General features: G+C 66.9%; 23 protein-coding genes. 14 read left to right on the top strand and 9 right to left on the bottom strand.

The window, feature by feature from the left end:
• Positions 1 to 386 precede the first annotated feature (386 nt).
• Entirely contained in the window at positions 387 to 986 is a 600-nt protein-coding gene (locus tag AC1PME_RS19100; RefSeq protein WP_481096717.1) for an XAC0095 family protein, read from the top strand.
• Positions 987 to 1,033: 47 nt separating this feature from the next.
• Complete coding sequence (locus AC1PME_RS19095) at positions 1,034 to 1,807, top strand: hypothetical protein (RefSeq protein WP_481096716.1); 774 nt, start codon at positions 1,034 to 1,036, stop codon at positions 1,805 to 1,807.
• A 252-nt stretch (positions 1,808 to 2,059) separates the two neighbouring features.
• On the opposite strand, the gene AC1PME_RS19090 is transcribed toward AC1PME_RS19095, so the two are convergent.
• Positions 2,060 to 4,141 carry an XVIPCD domain-containing protein gene (locus tag AC1PME_RS19090; RefSeq protein WP_481096715.1) on the bottom strand — a complete coding sequence of 694 codons (2,082 nt, stop codon included), beginning with the start codon at positions 4,139 to 4,141 and terminating at the stop codon, positions 2,060 to 2,062.
• A gap of 21 nt (positions 4,142 to 4,162) precedes the next feature.
• Positions 4,163 to 4,978, bottom strand: coding sequence for a hypothetical protein (locus AC1PME_RS19085; protein ID WP_481096714.1), 816 nt, complete (start codon positions 4,976 to 4,978; stop codon positions 4,163 to 4,165).
• Positions 4,979 to 5,164: 186 nt separating this feature from the next.
• On the opposite strand from AC1PME_RS19085, the gene AC1PME_RS19080 reads away from it, so the two are divergent.
• From AC1PME_RS19080 to AC1PME_RS19070, 3 genes are all read left to right on the top strand, one after another.
• Positions 5,165 to 5,674, top strand: a complete 510-nt coding sequence (locus tag AC1PME_RS19080) for a hypothetical protein (protein WP_481096713.1) — start codon at positions 5,165 to 5,167, stop codon at positions 5,672 to 5,674.
• 121 nt (positions 5,675 to 5,795) lie between these two features.
• The gene (locus tag AC1PME_RS19075; RefSeq protein WP_019797028.1) at positions 5,796 to 6,575 is read left to right on the top strand and encodes an SPFH domain-containing protein; all 780 of its coding nucleotides are present in this window, start codon (positions 5,796 to 5,798) and stop codon (positions 6,573 to 6,575) included.
• A 149-nt stretch (positions 6,576 to 6,724) separates the two neighbouring features.
• Positions 6,725 to 7,645: a hypothetical protein gene (locus AC1PME_RS19070; protein WP_481096712.1), complete on the top strand. Its 921-nt coding sequence runs from the start codon at positions 6,725 to 6,727 to the stop codon at positions 7,643 to 7,645.
• Positions 7,646 to 7,879: 234 nt separating this feature from the next.
• On the opposite strand, the gene AC1PME_RS19065 is transcribed toward AC1PME_RS19070, so the two are convergent.
• Positions 7,880 to 8,848, bottom strand: a complete 969-nt coding sequence (locus AC1PME_RS19065) for an alpha/beta hydrolase (RefSeq protein WP_481096711.1) — start codon at positions 8,846 to 8,848, stop codon at positions 7,880 to 7,882.
• 110 nt (positions 8,849 to 8,958) lie between these two features.
• Here AC1PME_RS19065 and AC1PME_RS19060 point away from each other — a divergent pair, with 110 nt between their 5' ends.
• The 4 genes from AC1PME_RS19060 to AC1PME_RS19045 all read left to right on the top strand — a co-directional run bounded on the left by AC1PME_RS19060 (position 8,959) and on the right by AC1PME_RS19045 (position 12,665).
• The gene (locus tag AC1PME_RS19060; RefSeq protein ID WP_481096710.1) at positions 8,959 to 9,927 is read left to right on the top strand and encodes a polysaccharide deacetylase family protein; all 969 of its coding nucleotides are present in this window, start codon (positions 8,959 to 8,961) and stop codon (positions 9,925 to 9,927) included.
• A 97-nt stretch (positions 9,928 to 10,024) separates the two neighbouring features.
• A complete protein-coding gene (locus tag AC1PME_RS19055) occupies positions 10,025 to 10,225 on the top strand; it encodes a hypothetical protein (protein WP_481098154.1) in 201 nt (66 codons plus the stop codon).
• 343 nt (positions 10,226 to 10,568) lie between these two features.
• Positions 10,569 to 11,195: a DUF2076 domain-containing protein gene (locus tag AC1PME_RS19050; RefSeq protein WP_481096709.1), complete on the top strand. Its 627-nt coding sequence runs from the start codon at positions 10,569 to 10,571 to the stop codon at positions 11,193 to 11,195.
• A gap of 645 nt (positions 11,196 to 11,840) precedes the next feature.
• Positions 11,841 to 12,665: an alpha/beta fold hydrolase gene (locus tag AC1PME_RS19045; protein ID WP_307546820.1), complete on the top strand. Its 825-nt coding sequence runs from the start codon at positions 11,841 to 11,843 to the stop codon at positions 12,663 to 12,665.
• Between the two features lie 149 nt (positions 12,666 to 12,814).
• Here AC1PME_RS19045 and AC1PME_RS19040 read toward each other — a convergent pair whose 3' ends face one another.
• The gene (locus AC1PME_RS19040; protein ID WP_307546818.1) at positions 12,815 to 14,032 is read right to left on the bottom strand and encodes a glycoside hydrolase family 30 beta sandwich domain-containing protein; all 1,218 of its coding nucleotides are present in this window, start codon (positions 14,030 to 14,032) and stop codon (positions 12,815 to 12,817) included.
• A 334-nt stretch (positions 14,033 to 14,366) separates the two neighbouring features.
• On the opposite strand from AC1PME_RS19040, the gene AC1PME_RS19035 reads away from it, so the two are divergent.
• The 3 genes from AC1PME_RS19035 (at position 14,367) to AC1PME_RS19025 (ending at position 17,451) form a co-directional block, all read left to right on the top strand.
• Positions 14,367 to 16,454: a beta-galactosidase gene (locus tag AC1PME_RS19035; protein WP_481096708.1), complete on the top strand. Its 2,088-nt coding sequence runs from the start codon at positions 14,367 to 14,369 to the stop codon at positions 16,452 to 16,454.
• A gap of 201 nt (positions 16,455 to 16,655) precedes the next feature.
• Positions 16,656 to 16,994, top strand: a complete 339-nt coding sequence (locus tag AC1PME_RS19030) for a DUF3817 domain-containing protein (protein WP_254459382.1) — start codon at positions 16,656 to 16,658, stop codon at positions 16,992 to 16,994.
• 124 nt (positions 16,995 to 17,118) lie between these two features.
• A complete protein-coding gene (locus AC1PME_RS19025; RefSeq protein ID WP_254459381.1) occupies positions 17,119 to 17,451 on the top strand; it encodes a hypothetical protein in 333 nt (110 codons plus the stop codon).
• Positions 17,452 to 17,477: 26 nt separating this feature from the next.
• Here the strand turns inward: AC1PME_RS19025 and AC1PME_RS19020 are convergent, their stop codons facing one another.
• Both AC1PME_RS19020 and AC1PME_RS19015 read right to left on the bottom strand, forming a co-directional pair.
• Positions 17,478 to 18,569, bottom strand: a complete 1,092-nt coding sequence (locus tag AC1PME_RS19020; protein ID WP_481096707.1) for a DUF1615 domain-containing protein — start codon at positions 18,567 to 18,569, stop codon at positions 17,478 to 17,480.
• 64 nt (positions 18,570 to 18,633) lie between these two features.
• Positions 18,634 to 19,467, bottom strand: coding sequence for an NAD(P)H-dependent oxidoreductase (locus AC1PME_RS19015; protein ID WP_481096706.1), 834 nt, complete (start codon positions 19,465 to 19,467; stop codon positions 18,634 to 18,636).
• A gap of 68 nt (positions 19,468 to 19,535) precedes the next feature.
• Here AC1PME_RS19015 and AC1PME_RS19010 point away from each other — a divergent pair, with 68 nt between their 5' ends.
• Positions 19,536 to 20,444: a LysR family transcriptional regulator gene (locus AC1PME_RS19010; RefSeq protein WP_481096705.1), complete on the top strand. Its 909-nt coding sequence runs from the start codon at positions 19,536 to 19,538 to the stop codon at positions 20,442 to 20,444.
• 21 nt (positions 20,445 to 20,465) lie between these two features.
• Here the strand turns inward: AC1PME_RS19010 and AC1PME_RS19005 are convergent, their stop codons facing one another.
• The 3 genes from AC1PME_RS19005 to AC1PME_RS18995 all read right to left on the bottom strand — a co-directional run bounded on the left by AC1PME_RS19005 (position 20,466) and on the right by AC1PME_RS18995 (position 23,465).
• Positions 20,466 to 21,356 (bottom strand): class I SAM-dependent methyltransferase, encoded by an 891-nt coding sequence (locus tag AC1PME_RS19005; protein WP_481096704.1) that lies wholly within the window; start codon positions 21,354 to 21,356, stop codon positions 20,466 to 20,468.
• A 195-nt stretch (positions 21,357 to 21,551) separates the two neighbouring features.
• Positions 21,552 to 22,748, bottom strand: coding sequence for a peptidoglycan-binding protein (locus AC1PME_RS19000; RefSeq protein WP_481096703.1), 1,197 nt, complete (start codon positions 22,746 to 22,748; stop codon positions 21,552 to 21,554).
• A 21-nt stretch (positions 22,749 to 22,769) separates the two neighbouring features.
• Positions 22,770 to 23,465: a hypothetical protein gene (locus AC1PME_RS18995; RefSeq protein WP_481096702.1), complete on the bottom strand. Its 696-nt coding sequence runs from the start codon at positions 23,463 to 23,465 to the stop codon at positions 22,770 to 22,772.
• Between the two features lie 292 nt (positions 23,466 to 23,757).
• Here AC1PME_RS18995 and AC1PME_RS18990 point away from each other — a divergent pair, with 292 nt between their 5' ends.
• The gene (locus AC1PME_RS18990) at positions 23,758 to 24,633 is read left to right on the top strand and encodes a DMT family transporter (protein WP_481098153.1); all 876 of its coding nucleotides are present in this window, start codon (positions 23,758 to 23,760) and stop codon (positions 24,631 to 24,633) included.
• Positions 24,634 to 24,804 lie beyond the last annotated feature (171 nt).

Raw genomic sequence — 24,804 nt, 5'->3', positions numbered from 1 at the left:
CAGGGGTCAGAGTGCACTTCCTCTACGCTTAGTTCAAATCCCGGCGGTTCAGTCGCCCGTGCCGGTCCATTGACATAGCGTTAGAGGAATCCGATTTCCCAACGCAAGGTCTACAAATCGCTATTGACACGCCATGGCGTGCATTAGCAATCTCCACGTCAAGGAGCGTCGAAACTCCTCTAACAGCGGTACCCAACACCGACAAACCGGCGGGTTTTTTGTGCCCGAAGCTCGGGCGCAAGCCGACGCGATGCCGGCGTCGGGAGGGCGGCTAATACAACACCCCTCGGGGAATACGCCCGCCGTCTGTTAGCGGTTTCGAACCTCCCGACTTCCCGTCCGCCATGCGTGGCGGCCGGACCCCTTCATGGAGCGAGGAGGCAACGATGGCGCACGTCCGTTTGGACGACGACGACATGCCCGGCTATTTCCTGCCGGAGGACAGCCAGTTCCGCCTGACGAAGATGCGCGATCACGTGCGCTTCCTGGTCCGGCTGGCCCAGCCACGCACGCAGGCCGAGGAGCGCGCCGCCGAACCCCAGTTACGCATGGGCGAACTGGCGCTCTGCCTGGAGTTGCTGGCCGAACAAGTGGATCTGGTGCTGGGCGCGCTCTCCTATCCCGCCCAGCGGACCGACACGACGCGCGGCGCCTGGTCCGATGCTGCTATCCAGGCAGCAACGGACGCCGGCAGCGGCACGTTCCGCATGACGCAGCAGCAGATCGACAGGCTCACTCAACTGGCCGAGACCGTCTCCGCCAATGCCCGGATAGTGGCGGCTGGCGATGCGGCCGAGGGTGCCGGTCAGGCGCTGCCGGAAGTGGGCAGCACGCTCTGTGCCGTGGCGAACGATGTGCATGAACTGCTGCTGCAGATCGCACACCAGCCGCTGCGCGAACCACCGTCGAACCGCGTTCGCGAAGAGCGGGCGGACTATGCGCTGGAGTCGACCGCACAGCCCGCAAGCGGCGGGTGGCTGCATTGATCCGACATCGAATGAAGCGATATCCAACACGCGCCACTGCTCTAGCGATGGTGCTCTCCTTGCTGACAGCCTGCACCTCCATTCAGGTGCCACCTGCCGACTTGCTCGCCAAAGAGGGCGCGCACGCGACCGCGGTGTCGAAGTTCGGACCGGTGTTCGTGGTCAGAACAGTGAGCGTGTTGCCTGGTAGCTCACGCGCGGCCGAAAAATTCACTGTCATTGACGAGTGTCGCAACGGAACGCTGCACGTCGCCTTGCGACGACAGGGGAGTGCAGACGCCTACGCTGCGCCCGCCTGTGACGCAGTGCTGGCGGCAATGCAGTACGCCGTCGCTACATCGAAATTGCCTGGCATGGAGTTGGAGTTGACTGTGGATCTGATCAGTCCCGGTCAACAACTCATTGCCCGCAAGTCGTCCCTGGCAACGGCGGCCAGCGCAAGCGCGCGCTATGCATTCGCGCTAGACAAGGAAAGTGATCTGGCCGCCGCGAATGTCGTCTCCACGACGGCACACGAAACATTCCACCTGCTGCGTGGTCTCAGCGGCACGACGTCCGAGATGCAACAGGAAGAGCGCCTGGCTTACACGATGGGTGCATGTGCGCAACTGCAGGCACTGGGATGGGTGAGGAGCAGGGATCTACCTTCGATTGCCCTCGCTCCTCACGTCAAAGATGTCTCGGAAAGTGTCGCGGCATCCAATGCCGTGGGTCTTTCGGTGACGAGAGACTTGATGCCGTTCTTGCGCAATGGCGCGGTGACAAAAGCATCGCAAGAAGGCAACGCGATGCAGCAGTTCTGCCTGAAAGCCCTTCGCTGAGGCGGCAGTGGAGTCGCCATACTGTGGTCGCTTGTAACTGCTGCGACGTATTCAAATGTTTGTGCGTCGGTCAGCGGTGTCATCCAGCTGTTCGGTCATGCAGAACCGCGTCGTCGTCACTATGCGAACCACGGTTTGAACGCGGACACGAAGAACAAGTTTTCACGGCGGTCCAGCGGCTGTGCCGCCTACAGCGGACGCCAATGCTATTGGAGCTTTACCGACGATGCGACCGCACTCAGCGTACGTTGCTCACACCGTTCTGGTAGCTGTGTCCTGCGTCCGCTGCTGCCGTTGAGTCTCATCCTGTTGCTGCGCGATCGCCTGTTGTTGGTTGAGTGCCAATGTTTGATGCGCGGTTTCCTGCAGCGGCGGCGTTGGTTGTGAAACATCCACCACGCAACGGAAGCCGGGCGTCGTCCCGTTCACCACAAGACGGTCTCCCAGCATGTGCACACTATCAATCTTGGACGCGTCCGCGATGCCATCCTGCTTCGCTGCATACAGTGCCTTTGCCACCACATCGTCCGAGAGATGGCCGGGCGTCGCGCCGCGGATCTTGTCGAATATCTGTCGATCCTCGGGTGGGAGCAGGGCCAATGCCTGGTTTTGTTCGGGTGTTCGCTCCGCTGCTGGTGCGTTGCTGGCGTAATGGGCTGAGCGCGCCTGGGACCACTGCGCGGCGTAGGTCTCCATGGTTCCCGATTGAGCGCTTTGCGGATCCACGTTCACACGCCTCTCGGATTCGAAGGCGTTGTAGCGCGCGATGCCCTGCACCTGGCCGTCGGCTCGCATCTCGACATTGGTGATGCCTTGCTTGTTTCGCTCCGCTTCTACGAGTAGTGCAGCGGCTACCTTCTCGCTGTGCGGTCCATGCGGAATGCCTTGCCCGTCCTCCATGCGGTGGACCTCGCCGAGGGTACGCTGAAATGCCGCGTTTCCGGGATGCGCAGGATCGCGCAGGTCTGTCGGCAATAGTGGCGTTGGGTTGGATTCAATGGCGCCTTGTCGTTGGCCACCGCGCTCTCCAGTCCCCGGGAGCGGTGCCTGCTGCACAGGTGTGGGTGGTGTCTGATCGACCGGGCCGGTTGCTGGTTGCGGCGGACGCAAGACCGGTGCATTCGGATTCAGGTGGAGCAGCCGATCGGTAGTGCCGCCGCGGCTGATGTTCAGATCGACAGTGCCGTCGTGGTTATTGACGCGCGTGAGGTCGGCGCGATTCACGTCGCTCCAAGCGCCGCCGATATAGGCCTTGCCCACTCCGTTCCCGTCCATCACGACGAAGTCGTCGCCCGAGGCATACAGGCTGGTGGACTGCGGCCGGGGACGCCCCTGACGATCAGGGACGTTGTAGCCGTAGGCTCCGCCCTGGTTCAATGCTTCGATCAGCGCAGGGGCATTGCTCTTCTGCAGGAACAGATTCTTGACCGTCGTGTATTCCGCGCTGAGATTCGGCCTTGCCGCGTCCTGCCCTGTCTGCGTTGGGTTGACCAGTGGATTGGCCAATACGTTCTGCCAGGGTTGATGTAGCGGGCTGCGCGCGTCCGCGTTGCGCAAGGCGTTGAAGACATCTGTCGCCTCAAGGGCGTGCGCAGCGCCGGTCTCGATGTAATCGGGCTCGGTTCGGCTTCGCCCACCACGATTGGGCAGAAATCCGTTGACGACGGTTTGGGCGTCTTCCGCGCTGGTGATCGTTCCTTTGCTGATGCCGTCGATGATCCTTGGGTAGTAGCGCTCCCCGCCTTGGTTCTCCAGCTTCAGCACGATGGTGGCCAGTTTGGCCTGCTCGTCCAGTGTCGCGCCTTGGTAGAGCGCTGTCTCTCGGAGCTGGTTGACCCCGCTACCGGGCCGCATCAACAAGTTGACCTGGGCAGTGTCACGCTCGTGGACGTAGGTGAGGCCCGCATCCGAAGTGAGGAAGGTATCCAGGTGCGATTTGACGGTCGCGTCCAAGGCCCGACCTTGCTGGGCCGTGATCGTGCGCCCGTTGCGGCCGAGGTCGCTGGCTGTTTGGGTTTGCTGCGCTTCGGTGAGCACCCAGTCCGGATGGGCTCTGCCCGCCCAGGTCTGATACGCCTCCACCAGAGACGCAGCTACCTCGGGATGCTGGCCCAAATCCGTCTGCAAGGTGCCGATGGAATAGCCGCTGTTTCCCACTGGGGTCATCACCCCATTGCGAACATTGCCGGCGAAGGAGAGTTGATAGGAGACGTTCTTCCCGCTGTCGCCTCCTTCTGATCCAATGCCCACGCCAAAGTAGGCCAGTGCCCGCAGCTCCGAATCCGTCAGTGTGGTCGCCGGCGGCGGCGTGGTGCCCTCATTCCCTTCTGCCATGACACTCCCTCGCGTTGGGGGCTACTTCTTCGTTGCGCCTTTGCGGCACAGGCCGATGTTGGTTCTCGCTGCGCGCACGATGGCCAGGTAGCGGTCCGCCAGCATTGGCGTCCATCCTTCCACGGCCGCGTCGTCGTCCTTGGCGGCGTCCTCGGCATACTTGTCGAGTGTGGCCAGGCACTGCGCATACAGGCCATTCTTGTACTGGGTGATGGCCAGATCGTTGCGAATGGCGCCTTCGTCTTCCCATTCCAGCGTCGGCAGGCAACTCGGCACGACTGGCGACAAGGTGGCGAGCGCCGCCTTGTAGTCTTTCGCATCATAGAGACGCTGGAAGGTCGTCCGTGTGCGGTCCAGCTCGTCCCGACCACAGCCATCCTTGACCCGCAGGTAGGGCGCCTCGAAATCCCCGTTGTAGCCGCAGAACGTCTTGCATTCGGCGGGCGTGGCAGCCGCTACGTCAATGCCCTGCGGCGTACTGGCGAACTTCACCTGGCAGGTGGGTTGGCCCTTGTTCCCCTTGGCGACGCCGGTGTGTCCCTCTATCGCGCCATTCAGCTCGCACACGTCTTCCCCCGTGGTGCTTTCCAGGGAGAAGGTCAATGTTCCGTTTTGCTGCTTGATCAGCAGGCGACCCCATCCCTTGTCGGTGATGTACTCGCCCGGCGGCGGAGCACTGTCGGGTGCAACTTGCGGCGCCGCCACGGCAGGCTGTTCCTTGCGCGCTGCCGGCTTCGGGGCATCGGCCGGTGGTTGTGCCGAACAGGCCGCCGTGGACAGGGTGGCGATCGCGGCGCAAGCCAGCCAGATCATCTTCAGCGGACGCGTCTTCGCCATATCCTTTTGTCAATTCTGTCTTCCGTCCTGCTCTTTAACGCGCGACGCGGCCATGCGTCAAGTCGGGAGTTCGCTGAGCTGGATAGCATGCGAACCCATCTCCAGCGGGATGTCCTGTGGAGCGCCACGAGCCCGATTGCTATCTTCCCTGCATACCAGTCGCAGACCATGTTCAAGGAGTGACCGATGGTTGAGCAACATCAACACAGGCCGCGCTTGTGGCTGGTCGCGCTTATCGTGCTGATCGCTATCTCCTTGGCCGGATGCGCTAATCTCCCTGCTGCCCGCGCAGAAGAGCCTCCGGGAGAAGCGCTCTGTAAGCAAGCCAGCGACTGGGATCGTGGATCGCCCGTGCCAGGGCTGCAGATCACTCCAACGGTGGTAGAAGGCGACGCGGGGCGCGCCTATCATTTCGACCTGGACGGAAAAGGTGGTCTTCAGGCGTTGGATGCCAATTGTGGTTGGGGCAGCTATGCCGAATGCATCTTCACAGCGCGCCGATCGGATGGCGGAACCTACCAGTTCTCGGATCTGTCGAGCTTCGGCCTGTGGGAAACCGAAGGTCGCTTATACCTGCTGTACCGCATCGTGTCTCCGAAGGGGGAGGCCGATGCCCGCAAGCGTCGCATTGTGAGGTTGGGCGATCCGCCTCAAGAGGTCTGTAACCAGGTTGGCGACTATTCGCGTTTGATGTAGGTCAAGGAGCGTCGGGTCTGCTTATGCCGGCAGATGCCTTGCACCCCGACGATGCGCTAGCATCCCCCGCACACGACGGCGCGCGGCGCCGTCCTTCAGGGGGACATCGATGAAATATTTCCTGCTGGCCGCCGCCGTGGCGGCCTTGCTGTGCGGCTGTACCGTGGTCTCGCCCGATCCAGGGCAGCAGGCGGTGCTGGTGGACAAGCCGCTGCTGTTCGGCAAGGGCGGCATCCGCCTGGACGACGTGCGCGATCCCGGCCGCACCTACACGTGGATGACGACCTCGGCCGTGTACGTGGACACCACGCCGCAGACGGTGCAGGTCGCCTTCGACGACTTCTCCTCCAGCGACAACATCCTGTTGGACTTCTCCACGCAGATCCAATACCGCATCACCGCGCCGGCGCGGCTGCTGTCCGGCTTCGGCCAGGACTGGTTCAAGAACAACGTCGCCAGCCAGTACGCGGCGATTGTGCGCGATCAGGTCAAGCGCTACGACATGACCCGGATGATGAGCGACCCGGATACGGCGCGGAAGATCGACGATTCGGTCACCGAGAACGTGCGCGCCCTGGTCAAGGAGCAGGGCCTGCCGATCCAGATCCAGAACATCACCCTCGGCCGCGCCCGTCCCAACCCGGACGTGCTGCAGCAGATGAACCTGACCGCGGCGCAGCAGCAGCGGGTCAAGACCCTGGTGGAAGCCACCACCGCCGAGCGCCAGCGCGAGCAGGAGCAGGTGGCCAAGGCCGATGCGGACAACGCCTACCGCAACCGCATGGGCCTGACTCCGGAGCAGTACCTGGCCAGCCAGATCGCCGAGATCAACGCCGAGGCCTGTGCCAAGGCGCAGGCGTGCTACATGGTGCCGTCGGGAACGTCGGTGATCGCCAAGTAGCGCGACGCGGCAGAGGCGGGCTCGGGTGGCCCGCCGTTTGCGGACATCGGTGGTGGCATGTGCGTCGCGAATGCGGTGCGCCGGCGGCGGTTGTCGCGATGCCGCGGGTCTGCCACTGTGACGGCTGAGTCCTGCGAGGAGATTCGCAGATGGAATCCACTCCGTCCCCCGTGTCGCAGCGCCCGCCGGCGACCCGCCTGTTCGCTCTACTGGCGCGCGAGGCGCGCACCGGCGTGATCTTCCGCCGCGGGCCGAGCAAGCAGGTGCAGTTGATCCACTGGGATCTGCGCGACGACAGCTTCGTGCACGGCCAGTGGTTCAAGGGCCGCATCTACGAGCGGCGCTGCGATCTGTCGCCGTCGGGACGGCTGCTGGTGTATTTCGCCTCCAAGCAGCATGGCGACTTCGGTACTTGGACCGCGCTGTCGCGGCCGCCGTTCTTCACCGCATTGGCGCTGTGGCCCAAGGGCGACAGCTGGGGTGGCGGCGGGATGTTCGAGGACGAGCGGACCTTGTTGTTGAACCATCGGCCGCGCGAGGGGCGGGATCCTTTTCCGATGCCGACCGGCTTCCAGTTGCCGCACGATCTGCAGGTGCGCCCGTTCGGTGCGGATTCGGGCGGCGGCGAGGACGAGCCGATCGACGGCGTGTTGCGCGAGCGCGATGGCTGGCAGCTGCGCGACGACGGCGAGGGCGAACGTGGCGGCCTGCGTGGCGACGCCCTGTTCCGCTTCAGCCGTCCGCGCGTGCGCGAGAAGCTCGGCGCCAATGGCCGCCGCCTGCAATCGCTGTTGCATGTGGTTGGCCAGGACAATCATGCGTGGTATGGCTCGGATCACCGGGTGCTGGACCGCGATGGCAACGTGCTGGTCGATCTGCCGGGCAGCGACTGGGCCGAGTGGGATGGCGGTGACCTGGTGTTCGCACGCGATGGTGGGCTCTATCGCCTGCGCAAGAGCGACTTCCGCGAAGTGGCGCAGCGGGGTGCGCAGGCGTTCCAGTTGCTACACGACTTCAGCGGCGCGCGCTTCGCGCCACTGGCGCCGACCGCGGATGCGCTGAAGTATTGAGGCGACCTGTGCGTGGCGCGCTCACCAGGCAGCTGCGAGCGACGCATCGCACGATGGGAGACGCATCTTGGAGTGCCTTGAACAACGACCAGCGGTATTCAGTTATACACGCTGCTTCCCATCAGCGCGCAGATGAGGCGAAGAGTTTGGGCTGGTCGTAGGGAGTGGATTGCGTACCATGGCCCATGGCGACGGTCGGAGCTTGCGCATGACCGCAGCCTAGGTCGCTGCGCCTCACTGCGGTGGCACACCCAGCAGAAACTTCAATCCATGGGTGAGCCCACGCGGCGCCACGCTCAGATGATCCTCGTCGGCGAGCACATCCATCTGTAGGCGCAGCGACGGATAGTGCCGTCCACGCAAGGTCTGCACCATCTGCTGCGCGTCGGTCACCATGTCGTAGTGCTTGCCGTAGCGGCGCTGTTCGTACTCGCCGACGTACAGGTAGACCTGCGCCGGCAGGTCGCGGTGACTCGAAGCGAAGCGCGCTTCCTCGGCGCGCATGGCATGCTCGCCGAACCAGTACGACGGACTGCCCAGGATGTAACCGGAGAACAGCTCCGGCGTGCTCAGCAGGATCTGCGTGCCGAGCAGCCCGCCGTAGGAGTGCCCAAGGAACAGGCGTCGCGCTTCATCGGTGCGATAGCGCTGGCCGACGAAGGGGAGCACTTGGTCGCGCAAGTACGCAATGTAGGTGCTGGAACCCCCGTGAGTGGCACCGGCGGCCGCAACATCGCCGGTCTCGGTGGTGGGCGTGTAGTCGCGGCGCCGGCTCGGCGTCGGCGCATCACCGAGCGCATACGACAAGCCCACCAGGATGAAGTCCTCGATTGCCGGCCCTTCGCCGTTCAAGCGCCGCGCGATCTGCCGTGCCACCGGAAACGCATAGTCGGCATCGGTGGCGTACAGCACCGGGTAGCGCCGCTCGGGATGGTCCGCATAGCCGGCAGGCAGCGCCACGAACACCTGATACGTGCGACCGGACACGGGATCGGGAACATCCCACACCTCGGTCCCGACCAGTTCATAAGGCGCACCGCTGCCGCGCTGTCCGCCGAGCTGCGTTGCCACTGTGCGTGCGGCAGGTGCCGCAGGCCGTGCGGCGGCTTCTTTCGCTGCTGCTACCGCCGCGGGTGCTTGTGCCACGTTCGTGCACCCTGCCAGCAGCAGGGACGTCCAGACCAGCCACAGCGCCTTCCTCATTCCTTCGTCTCCTGATGTCGTGCTAGTGCGGGGTTCGTATCCGGCACATGGTGCCATGTTGGCTGCGGCGACCATCCGGATAGACTGGTGCTTCACTCCGGGAGCATCCGATGAAACTGCTTCGCCGCCTGCTACTGCCGGCCTTGCTGTGCATCACCGCACTCGCCCAGGCCCAGGACGACACCCGCCGCATCGCGGTGACCATCGACGACCTGCCGTGGCAGCGCATCGAGCAGACGCCGCCAGCGCAGTTGCCGGCGCTGCATGCGCAGTTGATGGCCTCGCTGCGGCAGGCGCAAGTGCCCATCGTCGGCTTCGTCAACGAGGACAAGCTGGAGCAGGCGGGGCAGGTGCAGCCGCAACGCGTGGCGATGCTGCGCGATTGGCTGGACGCCGGCTATGCGCTGGGCAACCACACCTACGGCCACGTGAATCTGCACCAGGTCGGCGTGCCGGCGTACGAAGACGCGATCGTCCGTGGCGAGCGCACCTTGCGGTCGTTGCTGGCCGAACGCGCTCAGCCGCTGCAGTGGTTCCGTCATCCGTATCTGGCCACCGGCCGCAGCGTCGCCGACCGCGAGGCGGTCAATGCCTTCCTGGCCGCGCACGGCTACCGCGTCGCGCCGGTCACCGTGGACAGCGGCGAGTGGGTGTGGGCGTTCGCCTACGCGCATGTGCTGGAAGAGCCGGCAGGTCCGGCGCGCGATGCCATGCTGCTGCGGCTGCGCAAGGGCTACGTGCCCTACATGCTCAACAAGCTGGATTTTTTCGAACGCGAATCGCAGGCCCTGTTCGGCCGTCGCATCCCGCAGGTGTGGCTGATGCACGCCAACGCGCTCAACGCCGCTACCTTCCCCGAGCTGGTCGCGGCCACCCGCCGCCGCGGCTACGCTTTCATTTCCCTGGACGAGGCACTGCGCGATCCGGCCTACACCCATGCCGAGGGCTACACCGGCCCCGGCGGGATCAGCTGGCTGCACCGCTGGGCGATGGCCGAGGACAAGCCGAAGGCCTTCTATGCCGGTGAACCCGTGGTGCCGCGTTGGGTGTTCGCGCTGGCTGGGGTGGATTCGGAGTAGGTGGAGCATGCAGCTCATCGGCGACACCGGCAGGCCTTCACTACTTGCGCACGCGCGGCGGGATCACGATGGCCCGTCTCCGTTTGCCGTGACGCCCATGCCCTCGTCCAAGACGCCTCCGTGGAAGAAGCCGAATCCGCGCGGTCAGCGCAGCCAGCCGTTGTCGCCGTCGCAGAAGGCGGCGGCGGAACAGCGTGCCGAGGAGAACGGCCGCCCGTATCCGAATCTGGTCGACAACATGTGGGCCGCGCGCTTGCCGCGCGATGCGTCGTCCTCCAGCACGGCCAAGGCGAAGTAGGGCCGAACGGGTGGGGGCGGATCGCTGCGCCTGGGCTGACCTGTCGCGCGGCCGGCATCGTTTCGGGACACCCCGTCGCTGGCGCGGATACCGGCCGCAGGTGCTCACCGCGTGTTGTGGCCGTTCCTCTGGGTTATCCACCCCCGCTTGACTACAACGTCATGCTGCGAGGTGCCCGAATCTGCCGGACGCCATGCGCCGCCAGCATCTCTGCGGCGTCCAAATGCCGCGACTGGATGAATGCCGGCGCACTGGCGCACAGGGCATGCCCTTGGCGCGGGCTGGGCGATGCCCATACCGTGCCGTGCCGGCACTGGGCCGGTCATCGCATCCAGGTACGGGTATGACTCCGCAAGAACAGCAGCTTCTCGAAGACTTCCTGGCGCGCCTGCGCAGCGCCGGCGGGGTGGCCAAAGATCCGCAGGCCGACGCGCTGATCCATGCGCGCCTGGCCGATCAACCCGATGCCGTGTATCTGCTGGTGCAGCGCACCTTGCTGCTGGAGCACGCGCTGGAGGCCGCCAAGGCGCAGATCGCGCAGTTGCAGCAGGCCGCCACGCCACCGCCGCCGCCCGCCAGCTTCCTGGGTCAGGGTTTCAATGCAGCGCCGCCGCCGTTGCCGCCGGCGCCTGCCGCCGCCACGAGTGCACCCGGCTGGCGCGAGCGCTGGTTCGGTGGCGGGGCTGCGGCCGCGGAGCCGACGCCGGCCCCGGCCGCCGCGCGTGGTCCCAGCTTCCTCAGCACCGCGGCCACCACCGCGGCCGGCGTGGCCGGCGGCATGTTCCTGTTCGAGGGCGTGGAGAGCCTGCTGGGCGGCCACCACGGCGGCGGCCTGTTCGGGGGCGGCGCGCCGCAGGAGACGGTGGTCGAGAACATCACCAACAATAACTATTACGACGACACGCCGCAGCAGGACATCGGCCAGGACTTCCAGGACGACGGCGACTTCGGCAACGACAACTGGACGTGATGCCCGGCGCGCTCGCGTTACCGCGCGGATCGATTGATCGAGCGAGCGCCAGCCGGCGCTCGCGATCGGTTGCTTCGAGACATCGAAGCGACAGATCGGCGCAAGTATCTATTCATCAATCTATTCACGGTTGGCGCTCTGGATTGACGCATAGATGCAAGAAAGCCCAGAAAAACAGGCAGGGCCTTGCCCTGCGTCAGTCGATTATCTATTCATGCATCTATTCGATCGCAGGCGCGCGCGAGGCCCGACGTTATGTGTTCGCGGGGCTCCATGTCGTCTTCCGGTGTGGATGTGGTCTGGTGCATTGACTGGTGGCTGTCCGCGCCGCCGGCGCCGCGCAATGGCTGGCTGAGCTTGGTGGGTGCCGAGTGCCTGGGCGCTGCCGTTGCCAGACCAGCGCGACGACTGGCGCGCAGCGGCCGGCATGGCGGTGCAGTTCTGGGAGCGCGTCAGCGAGGACGCGCACATGTCCGCGGCATTCCACAGCATCGCGCGGGACGCCCTGGCCCAGTTGACGCGCGCCGTGTCGCGGATCGGTTGAGCGCTTTCGCATCACGTTAAACGACCCCACACATGGCAATCACGCGGGCAGGACATGCGGCAAGGGAAGCTGCCGCGACTCCCTACCACGAGGTCCTGCCCATGGCTGCAACCAGCGCACGCGTCCGTCTGCATGTCGAAGATACCGGCGGTGCCGGTCGTCCGGTGATCCTGATCCATGGCTGGCCGCTGTCGGCCGAGGCGTGGAAGGACCAGGTCGGGCCGCTGCAACAGGCCGGCTACCGGGTCATCGCCTATGACCGCCGCGGCTTCGGCCGTTCCGAGAAGCCGGCCGACGGCTACGAGTACGACACCCTGGCCGACGACCTGGCCGGCATCCTCGAGGACAAGCAGCTGCGCGACGCGGTGCTGGTCGGCTTCTCGATGGGCGGCGGCGAGGTGGCGCGCTACGTGGCGAAGCATGGCACCGACAAGCTGGCCGGCGTGGTGTTCGCCTCCGCGGTGCCGCCCTACATGCTCAAGACCGACGACAACCCGGAAGGACCGCTGAGCAAGGAGCAGGCGCAGGAGATGGAGCAGGGCCTGAAGGCCTCGCGCGAGACTTTCTTCGACGACTTCACCCGCGGCTTCTTCAGCGCGCACGGCACGCTGAAGGTGAGCGAGGCGCAGCGCCAGGAGGCGATCGCGCTCTGCCTGCAGAGTGACCAGACCGCGGCGCTTGGGTGCATGCAGGCGTTCGGTACCACGGATTTCCGCGAGGATCTCAAGAAGGTCGACGTGCCGACCCTGGTGCTGCACGGCGATTCCGACGCCACGGTGCCGTACGAGGGCTCCGGCCAGCGCACCCACCGCGCCATCGCCGGCAGCGACGTGGTGCTGCTGAAGGATGCGCCGCATGGCTGCAACACCAGCCATGCCGAGGAGTTCAACCAGGCCTTGCTGGCATTCCTGGCCAAGCTGGGCTGACCGCGAGTCCCAGTATCGGCGGCGTACCGCGGTGCCGCCGTGCAAGGCGCGGCACCGCACCGACGCGAGAAGCAAGCCTGTAAGAAACAGACCCGCGGCACCACTCGGCTGCCGCGGGTCGATCTGGCCTACTTACGCCATCACGCAGGTCACTCGCCGACCAGCGTCGCCACGCTCTGCGGGTCGACGTAGACCACGGTCTGGCCCGAGGTGACGCTGTACTTGCCGCCGTAGCCGACGTTGAGGCTGGACGAGGTGCTGTACTTGGTGAACGCGGTGGCGCTGCCGGCGGGAACGCGCACGGTGATCTGCCGATGCTGGGTGCCGGTATTGACCACGACCAGAGCCAGCTTGCCGCTCGGGGTCTTGTAGGCGCTGACTGCGACATCGCTATACGGCGCGGCGGTGGCACCGATGCGCACCGAGCCCGGGCGCACGAAACGCGCGTATTGCGACATCACATAACCACGCTTGCTCACCGTGCCGTTCTCGGCGATCAGCCCGTAGCTGCGGCGGATGTACCACCAGATGTAGCCGCTGTAGTTGGCGAGCATGCTGTTGTGCAGTTCGCTGGCCACGCCGAGCGCGGACGGCCAGGCATTGCCATCGGTGTTGTCGGTGTAGTGCTCGGTCATCCACAGCTGCTTGCCCTTGCTGCGCGCCAGCGGGTAGTCCTTGGGCTGCACCCCATACAGGTGCCCGCCGATGATCGACAGGTACTGGGCGGCGCTGCTGTTGAGCACCGGGTCGGTCAATGCCGGGTTGAAGCCCAGCGACTCGGCGGCGAGCAGCTTGAACTTGCCGAACTTCGCGCCCTGCGCGCTGATGAAGTTGAGGAAGTCGGTGCCGTTCCAGTCGCCCGACTCGTAGTCCGGATGCCAGTCCGGCTCGTTCTGCAGCGACAGGGCGTAGATCGGCGCGCCCTTGCTGTCCATGTAGGCGGTGAAGTCCAGCAGGTGCTTGGCGTAGGCGTCGTAGTACTGCGGCAGCAGCTTGCCGCCATTGTTGAGGTTGTTGTTCGACTTCATGTAGGCCGGTGCCGACCACGGCGTGGCCAGCAGCACCGCGCCGTGCGCGCGGGCGCGTACCGCCGACGGCACCTGCTGGCTCCAGCCGGAACTGGACGGATCGATGCGCAGGCGCATGATCGACAGGCCGATCTGCCCCGCGTCGCTGCCGAACGCCAGATCGACCTGGGCCGGGGTGAGGTCGGCGATCCAGCCGGCGCCGTTCATGCCGCCGAAGCCCTGGATGGTCTGGTGGACTTCGGACGGATTGACGGTGACGGTCTGCGCCGAGGCGCCGCCGGCCGAGAACAGCGTGGCGGCCGCGGCGAGCAAGGTGCCGAGCAAACGAGGGGTCTTCATGGTGTCTCCAGGGGTGGGGGAGGCGTGACGCTAGCCAGCGCAGGTGACCATTTCAATGTCGCGATCGTCCAAAGCGTCCAAGTGAGACCGGTGGCGCAACGCGAGCGCAACGCTGTCCTCAGTCCACATGGAGGCATGGGCCTTGCTGGATGACGCGCTGCAGCGTTGGCGCATCCTGCGTTACGCGATGAGGTGCGGGGTGCGGATTGTGCGCAGTTGCGCGCGCAAACGCCGCAAGATGCACAAGTGCACACAGGACAAAGCTGCGCACAATGCACACGCCGGCAGCACGCAGGGGGTGTGCCGGCATTTCCTGTTGCGAAGGATGTTGCGCATGCCACTGTTCCGTTTTCCGCAACGCTGCGGCGTTGCGCTGTTTGCCGTGCTGTTGTCGATCGCGCTCTGCGTGCCGCCGTTGGCGCAGGCGCAGGCGACCCGCTATCGCGACGCTGCGCCGCTCTTGCTCGGCGTGGCCTGGTATCCGGAGCAGTGGCCGGAAGCGCAGTGGGAGCACGATCTGGCGCTGATGCAGGCGGCGCACGTGCGCGTGGTGCGGATCGGCGAATTCGCCTGGAGCCGGATGGAGCCGCGCGAGGGGCAGTACGACTTCGCCTGGATGGACCGCGCCATCGCCGCCGCCGCGCGCCATGGGATGGTGGTGGTGCTGGGCACGCCGACCGCGGCACCGCCGGCCTGGTTGACCCAGACCTATCCGGACACCTTGCGGGTCAGCCAGGATGGCGTACGCGACGAGCACGGCAACCGCCAGCAGTTCTCCTTCGCCAGTACCCGCTACCGCCGCTTCGCGCACGCCATCGCCGAGCAGATGGCGCAGCGCTACGGGCACAACCCGCACGTGGTCGGCTGGCAACTGGACAACGAGTACGCGCAGTCCTCGTTCGATCCCGAGGCCAAGGCGCAGTTCCATGCCTGGCTGCAGCGCAAGTACGGCAGTATCGACGCCCTCAACCAGCGCTGGGCCACGGCGTACTGGAGCCAGACCTACAACGACTTCGCGCAGATCCCTGTGCGCGAGGACGAGGAGAACCCGGCCCTGCTGCTGGAGTGGAAGCGCTTCGTCAGCGACACCTGGACCGACTACTCGCGCAACCAGATCGATGCGATCCGCCCGCATGCCGATCCACGCCAGTTCATCACCACCAACACCATGGGCTGGTTCGCCGGTTTCGACGCCTACACCGTGCACGGCGTGCTCGACATCGCCGCCTGGGACGACTACGTCGCCGGCGAACGCTACGACTGGGTGGACAACGCGGCGCGCCACGATCTGACCCGCGGCTACAAGCAGCGCAACTACTGGGTGATGGAGACCCAGCCGGGCTTCGTCAACTGGCGCGCGACCAACGTGGCCCTGCGCAAGGGCCAGGTGCGGGCGATGGCGTGGCAGGCGGTGGCGCATGGCGCCGATGCGGTGTCGTACTGGCAGTGGCGCGCCGCGCCCAACGGGCAGGAGGAGTACCACGGCACCCTGGTCGGCGCCGATGGCGAGCCGGTGCCGGTGTATGCGGAGATCCAGCAGGTCGGCGCCGAGTTCGCCAAGGCCGGGCCGGCGCTGGCCGGCACCACGCCGCAGGCGCAGGTGGCGCTGATCAACGACTTCGACAGCCGCTGGGCGATCGGTTTCCAGAAGCACGCGGCCGACTTCGATCCGGTCGTGCAGATGAAGAGTTTCTACCGTCCGCTGCGGCAGCAGGCGCAGGTGGTCGACGTGGTCTCGGCGATGGCGCCGCTGGAGCGCTACAAGCTGGTGGTGGCGCCGGCACTGAACGTGCTGACCGAGGCGCAGGCGCAGCGGCTGAAGGCTTATGTCGAACACGGTGGGCACCTGGTGCTGGGGCCGCGCAGCGGCATGAAGAACATCGACAACGGCCTGCATCCGCAGCGCCAGCCCGGTCCGCTGGCGACCTTGCTCGGTGGGCGCGTGGAGCAGTTCTATGCGCTGGACAAGCCGATCCCGCTGGTCGGTGCGGGCGCAGACGGCAGCGCCAGGATCTGGGCCGAACAATTGCAGGCCTCCGCCGCCGACACCACCGCGCCGCTCCGGTACGGCACGGCCAATGGCTGGCTGGATGGCGCGCCGGCGCTGCTGACCCGGCGTGTCGGCAAGGGCCGCATCAGCTATGTCGGCGGCTGGTTCGACGACGCCACGCTGGACCGGCTCACCGGCGACTGGCTGCGCGACGCCGATGTGCACGCGCCGCTGGCCGACGTGCCGGACGACGTGGAAGTGGGCGTGCGCAGCGATGGCACGCGTTGCATCGTGGTGCTGATCAACCACGGCACCGCCGCGCATGCCGTGCGGCTGCCGGCGCCCATGCGCGCGCTGCTGGGCCCGGCGCCGAGCAACGACTCGGTGCAACTGGCGCCCGACGACGTGGCGGTGCTGGAACAGCGCCGCTGAGGTCTGCAGCGGTGCGCTGCAGCGCACCGCCGACGGGGCGATGACGGATTGGTGCGATTGCTGCGCACGTCCCGCGTGTGACATGGCCGCGTCGCGGCTGTGCACCAAGCGCGACGGCACGCTCTACAATGCAGGCGCCAGCGGGCGTCGCCGCCGCCATCGCGTCGCGGCCTCGTTCCCTTACTGGAGTCGCGCGTGTCCTTGTCTTCTTCTGCTCCGCTGTCGCCGGTGGGCCGGCTGTTCGCCGTTGCCGCCGTGTTCGAAGGCCTGACCTGGGCCGGCCTGTTGCTCGGCATGCTGCTCAAGTACGGCACCCAGACCACCGAGTTGGGCGTGTGGCTGTTCGGCCGCCTGCATGGCGTGGCGTTCCTGCTGTACGTGGTGGCCAGCCTGGTCGCGGCGCTGCGGTTGCGCTGGCCCTGGTGGGCATGGGCGTTGAGCCTGCTGGCGGCATTGCCGCCGTTGGTCACGGTGCCGCTGGAACTGTGGTTCCGCCGGATCGGCCTGCTCGGCGCGCCACGGCAGCGCACGGCGCGATAGCGCAGGCGCCGCGATCCAGGTGATGCACTGCGCCGCCTGCGGATGCGCTGCGTCGGTACTCCATCGCGCGCTGCGTTCTTCGCCACCGTTCTAGAATGCAGCCCCCAGCGCAGGCGAGGAGGCCATGGGCAAACGCCAACGACGACACCCGCCGCCCGCACCGCCACCCAGCCGCGCGCAGCGGCTGGTCGCGCGTCTGCAACGGCCGGTGTTGCTGCTGGTGGCCGCGGCCATCGGCGCGAGCGCGGTGTTGAAGCTGTACCTGCTGGCGAAGGCACTGCTGAGCGGCGTGTACATCGGTGGATCGCGCATCGGCCCGCCACGGATCCATCTGCTGCAGAGTGATCCTGGCCACTACTGGTTCTCGATCGCGTGGGACGGTGTCCTCAGCCTCGTGTTGCTGGCGCTGGCCGTCGCCCTTGGCTGGTCGGTCATGGCGCTGCGCAAGCCGACGTAGCACGCGGCCGCCGGATCGCCGCGGCATCACTTGTCCAGGCAGCGCTGCCAGCGTTCGGCCACGCGTTGCGCGAACCAGGCGGTGGTGAGCTTGCGGGTGATCTTCGGGCTTTCCAGGGCGATGCCCGGCAGCACCGCGCGCGGCAGTGGGCGGCCGGCATCGCGGTCGGCCAGCGCGAACACCTGGCGATACAGCGCGCTGTCGGCGAAATCCGCCTCGCCGCCACGCTGCAGTTCGCGGCGGATCCTGCGCGCGTCCATGCCCAGTTGCGTGCCCAGGCTGCGCACGGCGCGCTCGGTGGCGCCGGGCGTGTCGAGGTCGGCGCCTGGTGTCAGCAGATCGCCATCGAGCGCAAGCGCAATGCCGCTTGCGCGTGCCAGCGCCGCCTGGAACGCGGCGTTGCGGCTGGCATACCAGCCGGCATTGAAGTCGGCGAAGCGGTACAGCATCGCCGCCTCGTTCGGGTAGCCGAGCAGGTGGCGGGTGCCGAACCAGATGCCGCCGCGGCGGCTGAACACCGCATGGCGCACGCTGTCGCGCAGCGGGTACGGGTAGCCGTCGGTATGCGCCTCGGCGAAGGCGATGCTCACCTGCATCGGCCCGGCGGTGTGCACCGGGTTGAGATCGCCGAACAGGCGCTGGCCCAGCGGCACGCTGCCGGCGATGTCCTCGAAGATGGCGCTGAGATCCTGTTCGGTGCGTGCGGCGGCCAGACGCTCGGCATAGCTGCGGCCATCCGGTCCGCGCAGCTTGAGCGCCGCCTCCAGCGCGAACGCCGGCACATGCAGCGCGGCCGCGCGCTTTTGCAGTTCCGCCCGTGCGATCTTGCCCAGCCCCGGCACCGGCGGGTTGGTCTGGTAGGTCGATTCCTGTTCGATCACCGCCAGTACCGCACAGATGTTGGCGGCGCTGGTGCCGAGGTTCTGCGAGGCCAGGGCCACGTAGACGTCGTCGGCCCAGCCGCGGCGGTCGGGCACCGTCGCCGGGATGCGCCGGGCGATGTCGGCCTTGACCTCGCTGGGCGTGCGCTCGGGCACGCGCGGCGCCTGCGTGGCGCAGGCGCCGAGCAAGACGGCGCTGCACACGGCGAGCAGGCGGACGAAGACGGCGGCGGGCATCGGCGAGGCTGTTCCTGCTGGAGGGCGATCGTCCGCATCCTACATGTGCGGCGTCGCCGCCGCGCTACGTCGCCGACGTCGACGCGGTGTGCTCGGAGGTCGCTGCTGGTTGCGCGTCCGTACTGACGACATGGATGCCGACGCCGCTGCGGCCGGGGGCCAGATCGGCCCGCAGGGTCAGCGCCGGAATCGCGTAGTCGCCGCCGTTCTGCTTGCGGAAGGCGATCGGCGCGGCGCTGAACAGCGTGTCCAGGCGCTCGCCCAGCGCCGCGCTGGTCTGCGCGAAACGCGCCGCATCCATGCGTCCGCTGCGGTAGACCACGAACGGCGGCAGCACGTCGAAGCCCGGGTAGTGCAGGATGCCGTGCTGGATCGGGAACAGCAGGTCGTCGATGGGCCCGTTGATGCCGCGCGGCGCGTAGTGCGATTCCCAGCCGCCGGCGGTGACGATCAGCATCGCGCGCTTGCCGGCCAGCGTGCCTTCGCCGTAGCGATCGCCCCAGTGCGTGTCGGAGTGTTCGCCGACGCCGTAGGCGAAGCCGCAGGCATACACCCGGTCCACCCAGCCCTTGAGGATGGCCGGCATCGAGAACCACCACAGCGGGAACTGCAACAGCAGGGCGTCGGCCCAGCGCAGCTTGTCCTGCTCGGCGGCGATGTCCGCGCGCTGGCGGCCGCTGGCGTAGGCGCGCTGGGAGTCGCGCGAGGGATCGAAGCGCGCCTCCGCGGCGCCGTCCAGGCTGTCCTGCGCGTCGACCGTGGTCTTCCAGTCCATTGCGTACAGATCCGAGACCTGGACGTGGTGGCCGGCGTTCTGCAGGCGTTGCACCGCCACCTGCTTGAGGGCGCCGTTGAGCGAGGCGGGTTCGGGATGGGCGTAGACCAGCAAGACGTTCATGCGGGTGCTCGGTGAGGGGGGCCTCCACGCTAGGCCCTCGTTCGCTATAGTGGAAATGAATTACCTTAATGTCCGCTATTGCGATGGTTGATCTGCGACGCCTGGACCTGAACCTGCTGCTGACGCTGGACACGTTGCTCGACACGCACAACGTGACCCGCGCCGCGGCACGCCTGCATCTGTCCCAGCCTTCGGTCAGCGTGCATCTGGCCAAGCTGCGCGAGGCGCTGGACGATCCGCTGCTGCTGCCGGGACCGCGCGGGATGCGTCCCACAGCCCGCGCCGAGGCGCTGCGCGCCCCGCTGCGCGAGGCCTTGCAGGCGCTGCAGCAGGCGGTGGCGCCGGAAGCGCCGTTCGATCCGGCGCGGGCGCAGACGCTGTGGCAGGTGGCGGCCACCGACTACGGCGCCTCGACCGTGCTGTTGCCGGCGATCGCCGCCTTGCGCCGGGTGGCGCCGGGCTCCCGGCTGGCGGTGCTGCAGCTGGCGCCGCCGACGATCGCGCAGCAGGCCGAACAGGGCCAGATCGATCTGGCCTTGCATACCGTCGCCGACGCGCCGCCCGGCCTGCACCGCCGCACGCTGTTCGCCGAGCGCTATGTGCTGGTCGGCCGTGCCGGCCATCCGCGATTGCGGCGGCGGCCGAGCCTGGCGCAGTTCTGCACGCTCGACCACGTCATCGTCTCGCCCGACGGCGGCGGCTTCAGCGGCGTCACCGATGCGGCACTGCGCGCGCGTGGGTTGCGGCGCCGCGTGGTGCTGTCGGTGCCGCATTTCCTGTTCGTCGTCGCCGCGCTTCAGCGTAGCGACCTGGTGGCGATGCTGCCCGAGCGGCTGGCACGCGGGCAGCCCGGCCTGCAAGTATGCGCGCCACCGCTGGAACTGCCCGGCTACGAAATGGCCATGCTCTGGCACGAGCGTGTGCACCGCGATCCGGCGCATCGCTGGTTGCGCGAGCACCTCCTGGCGTCGATCTGACGTTTCGGCCGCGACGTGGCTTCAGCGGCGCGTGGCCAGCACCCCGTCCAGCGCCAGCTGCGTGGCGAAGCCGGCCTTCTCCAGGCGCTTGGCCACTTCGCGCGGCACGTCGCGGCCGCTGGTGAGCTTGTTCGGCGTGCCGGTGTAGTGGAACAGCCGGCCGCTGCGGCGCAGCACCCGTGCGAGCTGGTCGTAGAAGGTTTGCGCGTAGAGTTCGCCGGCGATGCCGAAGCGCGGCGGGTCGTGCAGGATCGCATCCATCGACGCGTCGGCGATGCCGCCGATGGCGGCGCCGACATCGCCATGGGTCAGCTGCAGACGGCCCTCACTGGCGGCCGGATCCGGCGACCACGGATTGAGCGTGCGCAGCCACAGCACATCCGCGTTCTTCTCGAACGAGTGCAACTGCGCCACGCCGGCCTCCAGCGCGCAGGCGGCGAAGTAGCCGAGGCCGCCGCAGGTGTCGAGCACCTGCTTGCCGCGCGGTTCCACCAGCGCCACCTTGCGCCGCGCGTCCTCGAACGGCGACAGCTGCGCGCTGGGCAGCATCTTGATGCCGTCGATCTCGAAGGTCGGCGCGCCCCACTCGGTCGGCACCAGCTTGATCAGCGCGCCGCCGAAGCGCGACACCGCTTCGAAATCCTCGCCATCCCAGTAGTAGAGCGTGCGGTCCTTGAGCTTGCCCGGATAGGGGTAGTCGCGCCCCTGCCACTGCCAACGTTCAGTGCCAAGCAGCGCCTGACCCTGACTGCGCTCCAGGTCGAGCGAGCCGGACCAGGTGGCGGTGCCGGCATCGCGCGCGGCGAGCAGCGCGGCGGCGAGCGGACGGGTCAGCAGGGGGCCGGAATAGCGGGTCACGTGGGATCTGCCGGCGCCAAGGGCGCGGCACGGGGCTCGGATGCGGGAGCGCATCGTAACCGACGCGGTGCCGAGAGGGGATGATCGCAACGGGCGAGCGCCGCATTTGCCGTCGCTAAGTGCGAAACGCATCGGCAGGGTTGCGGCACCGGCCCAAAGCGCTAATCCGGCAGAAGCGCTTTGCTCTCCGGTCCACATCTCATCGGGACCCAGGTGCCGCGCGCTGCGCGAGCAGCGCGGCAGCTTCGTTCAATGCGCCATGCCACCGCGTGCCTGGGCAGGTTCCTGTTGCTGGGCCGGCTGCTGCAATGCTTGGTCGCGCTGCTGATTCTGCGCATCCACCTGGCGAGTGCTTTCCTGCAGCGTCGGCGTCTGGTCCAGATCGACACGAGCGCGAAATCCTGGCGTGGTGCCAGCGACGAACGCAACCTTGTCCTGCACCGTGACCGTCTGCAGTTGCTGCGGGCCCTGGATGCCCTCGGCCTTGGCCGCTTGCAGGGTGTGCGCGACTTGCGCGTCGGTGGCGCCGGGCATGCGTTCGCGCAGTGCGTTGAAGAACGGATGGTCGGCGTGCGTGGCTTCGGAGAGCAGGGGCGAGCGCTTGGCCTCGGCCAAAGCTGCCCGTGTGTCGCGTCCGACAACGGCATCATCATCCAGGCCATGCGCGCGCTGGAACTCTTTCAGGGCATGGCGCGTATTGCGTCCGAAGTCGCCATCCGGCTTCAACGGCTTGCCGTCGGCGCCGCGATAGCCCAGTTCAGCCAATTGCTCCTGCAGCGCCCGGGTTTGCTGGTTGCGCTCATCCCCACCCATGCTGGCCAACTGCTGCAGCGAGATTTTGCCGCTCTGGATGTCGGCGATTAGTTCGGGCGTGATGGTCTGGGCCCATTGGTTCGCGGCCTGCACGCGTTCGTTGGCACCGTTGTCGCCACCATTGATGATACGGCCCGCTGCACGGGCGTTGTCGCGCAGGTTCTCCGGCACGCGATCCCGCCAGTAGGCCACCGCGAGATTGGCCGCCGTTTGCGGCTCGGCCGCCAGGTCCGGGTTGTTGGCGAGATCCACATTGAAGCGCTGGCCGTAGCGCTCGTAGTTATCGCGGCCGGTGTACTGCAGATAGCCGCGGCCATGAAACCGCCAGCCGTCGCCGGGTTCGGTATTGCCGAGATCGGCGCGGTTTTCGTACATCACGGTGGCAATGCGCTGCGGATCGCGGCTGGCGACGGCGTCCTCCACCTGTTTGCGGGTGAAGCGGTCATCGGCCGAGGAGACCGCGGCGATCACGCTGTCGGCCGAGGTATAGCCCAGGTTCTCGTGCATGCGGCGAAAGTGACCGGTCTCGACGGCGGCATTTCCCATCAGGTTGGCCAGTTCCGTCGGCGAGGTGATGCCCGAATCGACCGCCGTCTTGAGCAGCAGCGCCGAACTTTCGTTGAAACGGGGCATGGTTCTCTCCTTAGAATCGGATTACTGGACGACGGCGCGGTGCTTGTCCATGGCGTCCTGCAGTTTTTCTGGGTCGATCTGCGAGATCGGGGTCCATGCGAAGTCCGCCGGATAACTGGCGGTTCCGCGGAAGACGTCCATCGCGCCGCTCTGCGGATTCTCTGCAGGTGCCGTGCTGCTCGCTTCCGCCAGATACCAGGCTTTCTTGGCCGAGTCGTATTTCAGCGTGTAGGTGACATTGCTGCGGGTCTGCTGGTTGACGTAGACGATTTCCTGCGTCTTCAGGCTCAGGTTGTCGTCCAGGCGCTTCGCGTTGCGCGCCACATCGTTGTAGAGGCAGTCGACCGCTTGCGGGCTACGGTCGGCCACGCTCCATGCCGCATTCGCCTGTTGCAGGACCAGCAGCTCGCAGGTATTGCCTGATGCATCGGCATTGGCGTGGCGGACGATGGCGACGGCATCGGTCCCGCCGTTGCCGGTCAGGTCGTGCTGTTTGAAGGCGAGGATCTGGTCTCCCGGCTTGAGCAAGGGTTGCAGGGATGCCTCCCCTGAAAGGGACGCCGCCGGCGAGGGCGCCTTGTCGGTTGTTGGAGCAGGGGAGGGCGAGTCCGTGCCGCCGTTGGCGGCGTGGTCGGCCGGTGCGGTTTGCGCGGACGGCTGGCAGCCGATCAGGCTTGCCGAAAGGAGGAAAGGCAGACAACGTGGCAGTGATGGCATCGGGCGGTCTCTGGCTGCATGCAACGGACGCGTTGCGATTGGATTCAAGGCAGCAGGGAGGCCGACGAAGCGGTTTTGGGTTCGCGTCGTCCTGACACGGAGGCAACTCCCGCTCCCTGGATGCAACCGCGGGCGCACCCTTGGTTGCGCTGAGGCTTATAGCAACGCATTGCTTAAGAATTTGTTGGGTCTTGGACGGTTCGCGCGGTCGCTGCTTCCGTTCCCCCCGCATAATGGGCGCTAGTTCCCGTGTGCCCGGTATGGGGCGCCGTTCGATCGCAAGAGGCTCATGATGCTCAAGGGTGTGCTGCTCGGTTTTGCCTGTTATGCCGCCTATTCGATCAGCGACGCCTTCGTGAAGGGGCTGGAGGGGTCGTTGCCGGCCTACGAGGTGGTGTTCTTCGGCGCGCTGCTGATGCTGTCCGCGCTGCCGTTCCTGAAGAGGCCGGGCGACCGCTGGCGCGAGGTGGTGGTGGCGCAGCGGCCCAGCATCTGGCTGCTGCGCGCGTTCACCGGCGCGGCCGGCAACCTGTCTGCGGTCACCGCCTTCACCCTGCTGCCGATGGCCGAGGCATTCGCGCTGATCTTCCTGATGCCGATCTTCGTCACCGTTTTGTCGGTGCTGTTGCTCAAGGAGGAGGTGCGCTGGCGGCGCTGGCTGGCGGTGATCGTCGGCTTCATCGGGGTGCTGGTGGTGCTGCGGCCGGGCTTCCGGCACCTGGGCCAGGGCCATGTCGCGGCGATCGTCTGCGGGCTGGTGGGGGCGGTGTCGGTGATCAGCCTGCGCATGGCCGGGCCCGGCGAGAAGCGCCTGACCCTGTACGGCGCCGGCGTACTCGGCCCGCTGCTGATGGGCGGCCTGCTGATGCTGCCGACCTTCGTCTGGCCGACCTGGCAGCAGTGGATCCTGCTGGCCGGCTACGGCCTGCTCGCCGGCCTGGCCGCGATCTTCATGATGTACGCCTCGCAGGCGGCGCCGATCAGCGCGGTGGCACCGACCCAGTACAGCCAGATGCTGTGGGCGATCGGCTTCGGCTACTGGCTGTTCCACGACCACCTGGACTGGCCGATGGCGGTGGGCATCGCGCTGATCCTGGGCGCCGGCCTGTTCACCCTGGTGCGCGAGGAAAAGGTCACGCGGTGGTGGCGGCGCACCAAATTGGTGTGAGTGCCGCCGCCTGGGCCGATCTGGGGCGCCGCACGCGCGCCGATCAGGACATCGCCGGTACCGCCGCCCGCGCCGCGCCGTGCCGCCGCGGACCCGCCCGCGTCACGCGCGGCTGGCGCACGCTGCCGCCATCTTCTATGTTTGCAAGCTAATCCCTCGCGATGGCCTGCG

It is taken from the genome of Xanthomonas sp. NCPPB 901 (assembly GCF_056725085.1).
The sequence above is the reverse complement of the archived record's forward strand: the minus strand, read 5'-3'. Positions and strand labels throughout refer to the sequence as shown.

Coding starts and splice junctions, on each gene's coding strand:
- AC1PME_RS19100 (WP_481096717.1), top strand. CDS start 387: ATGGCGCACGTCCGTTTGGACGACGACGACATGCCCGGCTATTTCCTG.
- AC1PME_RS19095 (WP_481096716.1), top strand. CDS start 1,034: ATGGTGCTCTCCTTGCTGACAGCCTGCACCTCCATTCAGGTGCCACCT.
- AC1PME_RS19090 (WP_481096715.1), bottom strand. CDS start 4,141: ATGGCAGAAGGGAATGAGGGCACCACGCCGCCGCCGGCGACCACACTG.
- AC1PME_RS19085 (WP_481096714.1), bottom strand. CDS start 4,978: ATGGCGAAGACGCGTCCGCTGAAGATGATCTGGCTGGCTTGCGCCGCG.
- AC1PME_RS19080 (WP_481096713.1), top strand. CDS start 5,165: ATGGTTGAGCAACATCAACACAGGCCGCGCTTGTGGCTGGTCGCGCTT.
- AC1PME_RS19070 (WP_481096712.1), top strand. CDS start 6,725: ATGGAATCCACTCCGTCCCCCGTGTCGCAGCGCCCGCCGGCGACCCGC.
- AC1PME_RS19065 (WP_481096711.1), bottom strand. CDS start 8,848: ATGAGGAAGGCGCTGTGGCTGGTCTGGACGTCCCTGCTGCTGGCAGGG.
- AC1PME_RS19060 (WP_481096710.1), top strand. CDS start 8,959: ATGAAACTGCTTCGCCGCCTGCTACTGCCGGCCTTGCTGTGCATCACC.
- AC1PME_RS19055 (WP_481098154.1), top strand. CDS start 10,025: ATGCCCTCGTCCAAGACGCCTCCGTGGAAGAAGCCGAATCCGCGCGGT.
- AC1PME_RS19050 (WP_481096709.1), top strand. CDS start 10,569: ATGACTCCGCAAGAACAGCAGCTTCTCGAAGACTTCCTGGCGCGCCTG.
- AC1PME_RS19045 (WP_307546820.1), top strand. CDS start 11,841: ATGGCTGCAACCAGCGCACGCGTCCGTCTGCATGTCGAAGATACCGGC.
- AC1PME_RS19040 (WP_307546818.1), bottom strand. CDS start 14,032: ATGAAGACCCCTCGTTTGCTCGGCACCTTGCTCGCCGCGGCCGCCACG.
- AC1PME_RS19035 (WP_481096708.1), top strand. CDS start 14,367: ATGCCACTGTTCCGTTTTCCGCAACGCTGCGGCGTTGCGCTGTTTGCC.
- AC1PME_RS19025 (WP_254459381.1), top strand. CDS start 17,119: ATGGGCAAACGCCAACGACGACACCCGCCGCCCGCACCGCCACCCAGC.
- AC1PME_RS19020 (WP_481096707.1), bottom strand. CDS start 18,569: ATGCCCGCCGCCGTCTTCGTCCGCCTGCTCGCCGTGTGCAGCGCCGTC.
- AC1PME_RS19015 (WP_481096706.1), bottom strand. CDS start 19,467: ATGAACGTCTTGCTGGTCTACGCCCATCCCGAACCCGCCTCGCTCAAC.
- AC1PME_RS19010 (WP_481096705.1), top strand. CDS start 19,536: ATGTCCGCTATTGCGATGGTTGATCTGCGACGCCTGGACCTGAACCTG.
- AC1PME_RS19005 (WP_481096704.1), bottom strand. CDS start 21,356: ATGCGCTCCCGCATCCGAGCCCCGTGCCGCGCCCTTGGCGCCGGCAGA.
- AC1PME_RS19000 (WP_481096703.1), bottom strand. CDS start 22,748: ATGCCCCGTTTCAACGAAAGTTCGGCGCTGCTGCTCAAGACGGCGGTC.
- AC1PME_RS18995 (WP_481096702.1), bottom strand. CDS start 23,465: ATGCCATCACTGCCACGTTGTCTGCCTTTCCTCCTTTCGGCAAGCCTG.
- AC1PME_RS18990 (WP_481098153.1), top strand. CDS start 23,758: ATGCTCAAGGGTGTGCTGCTCGGTTTTGCCTGTTATGCCGCCTATTCG.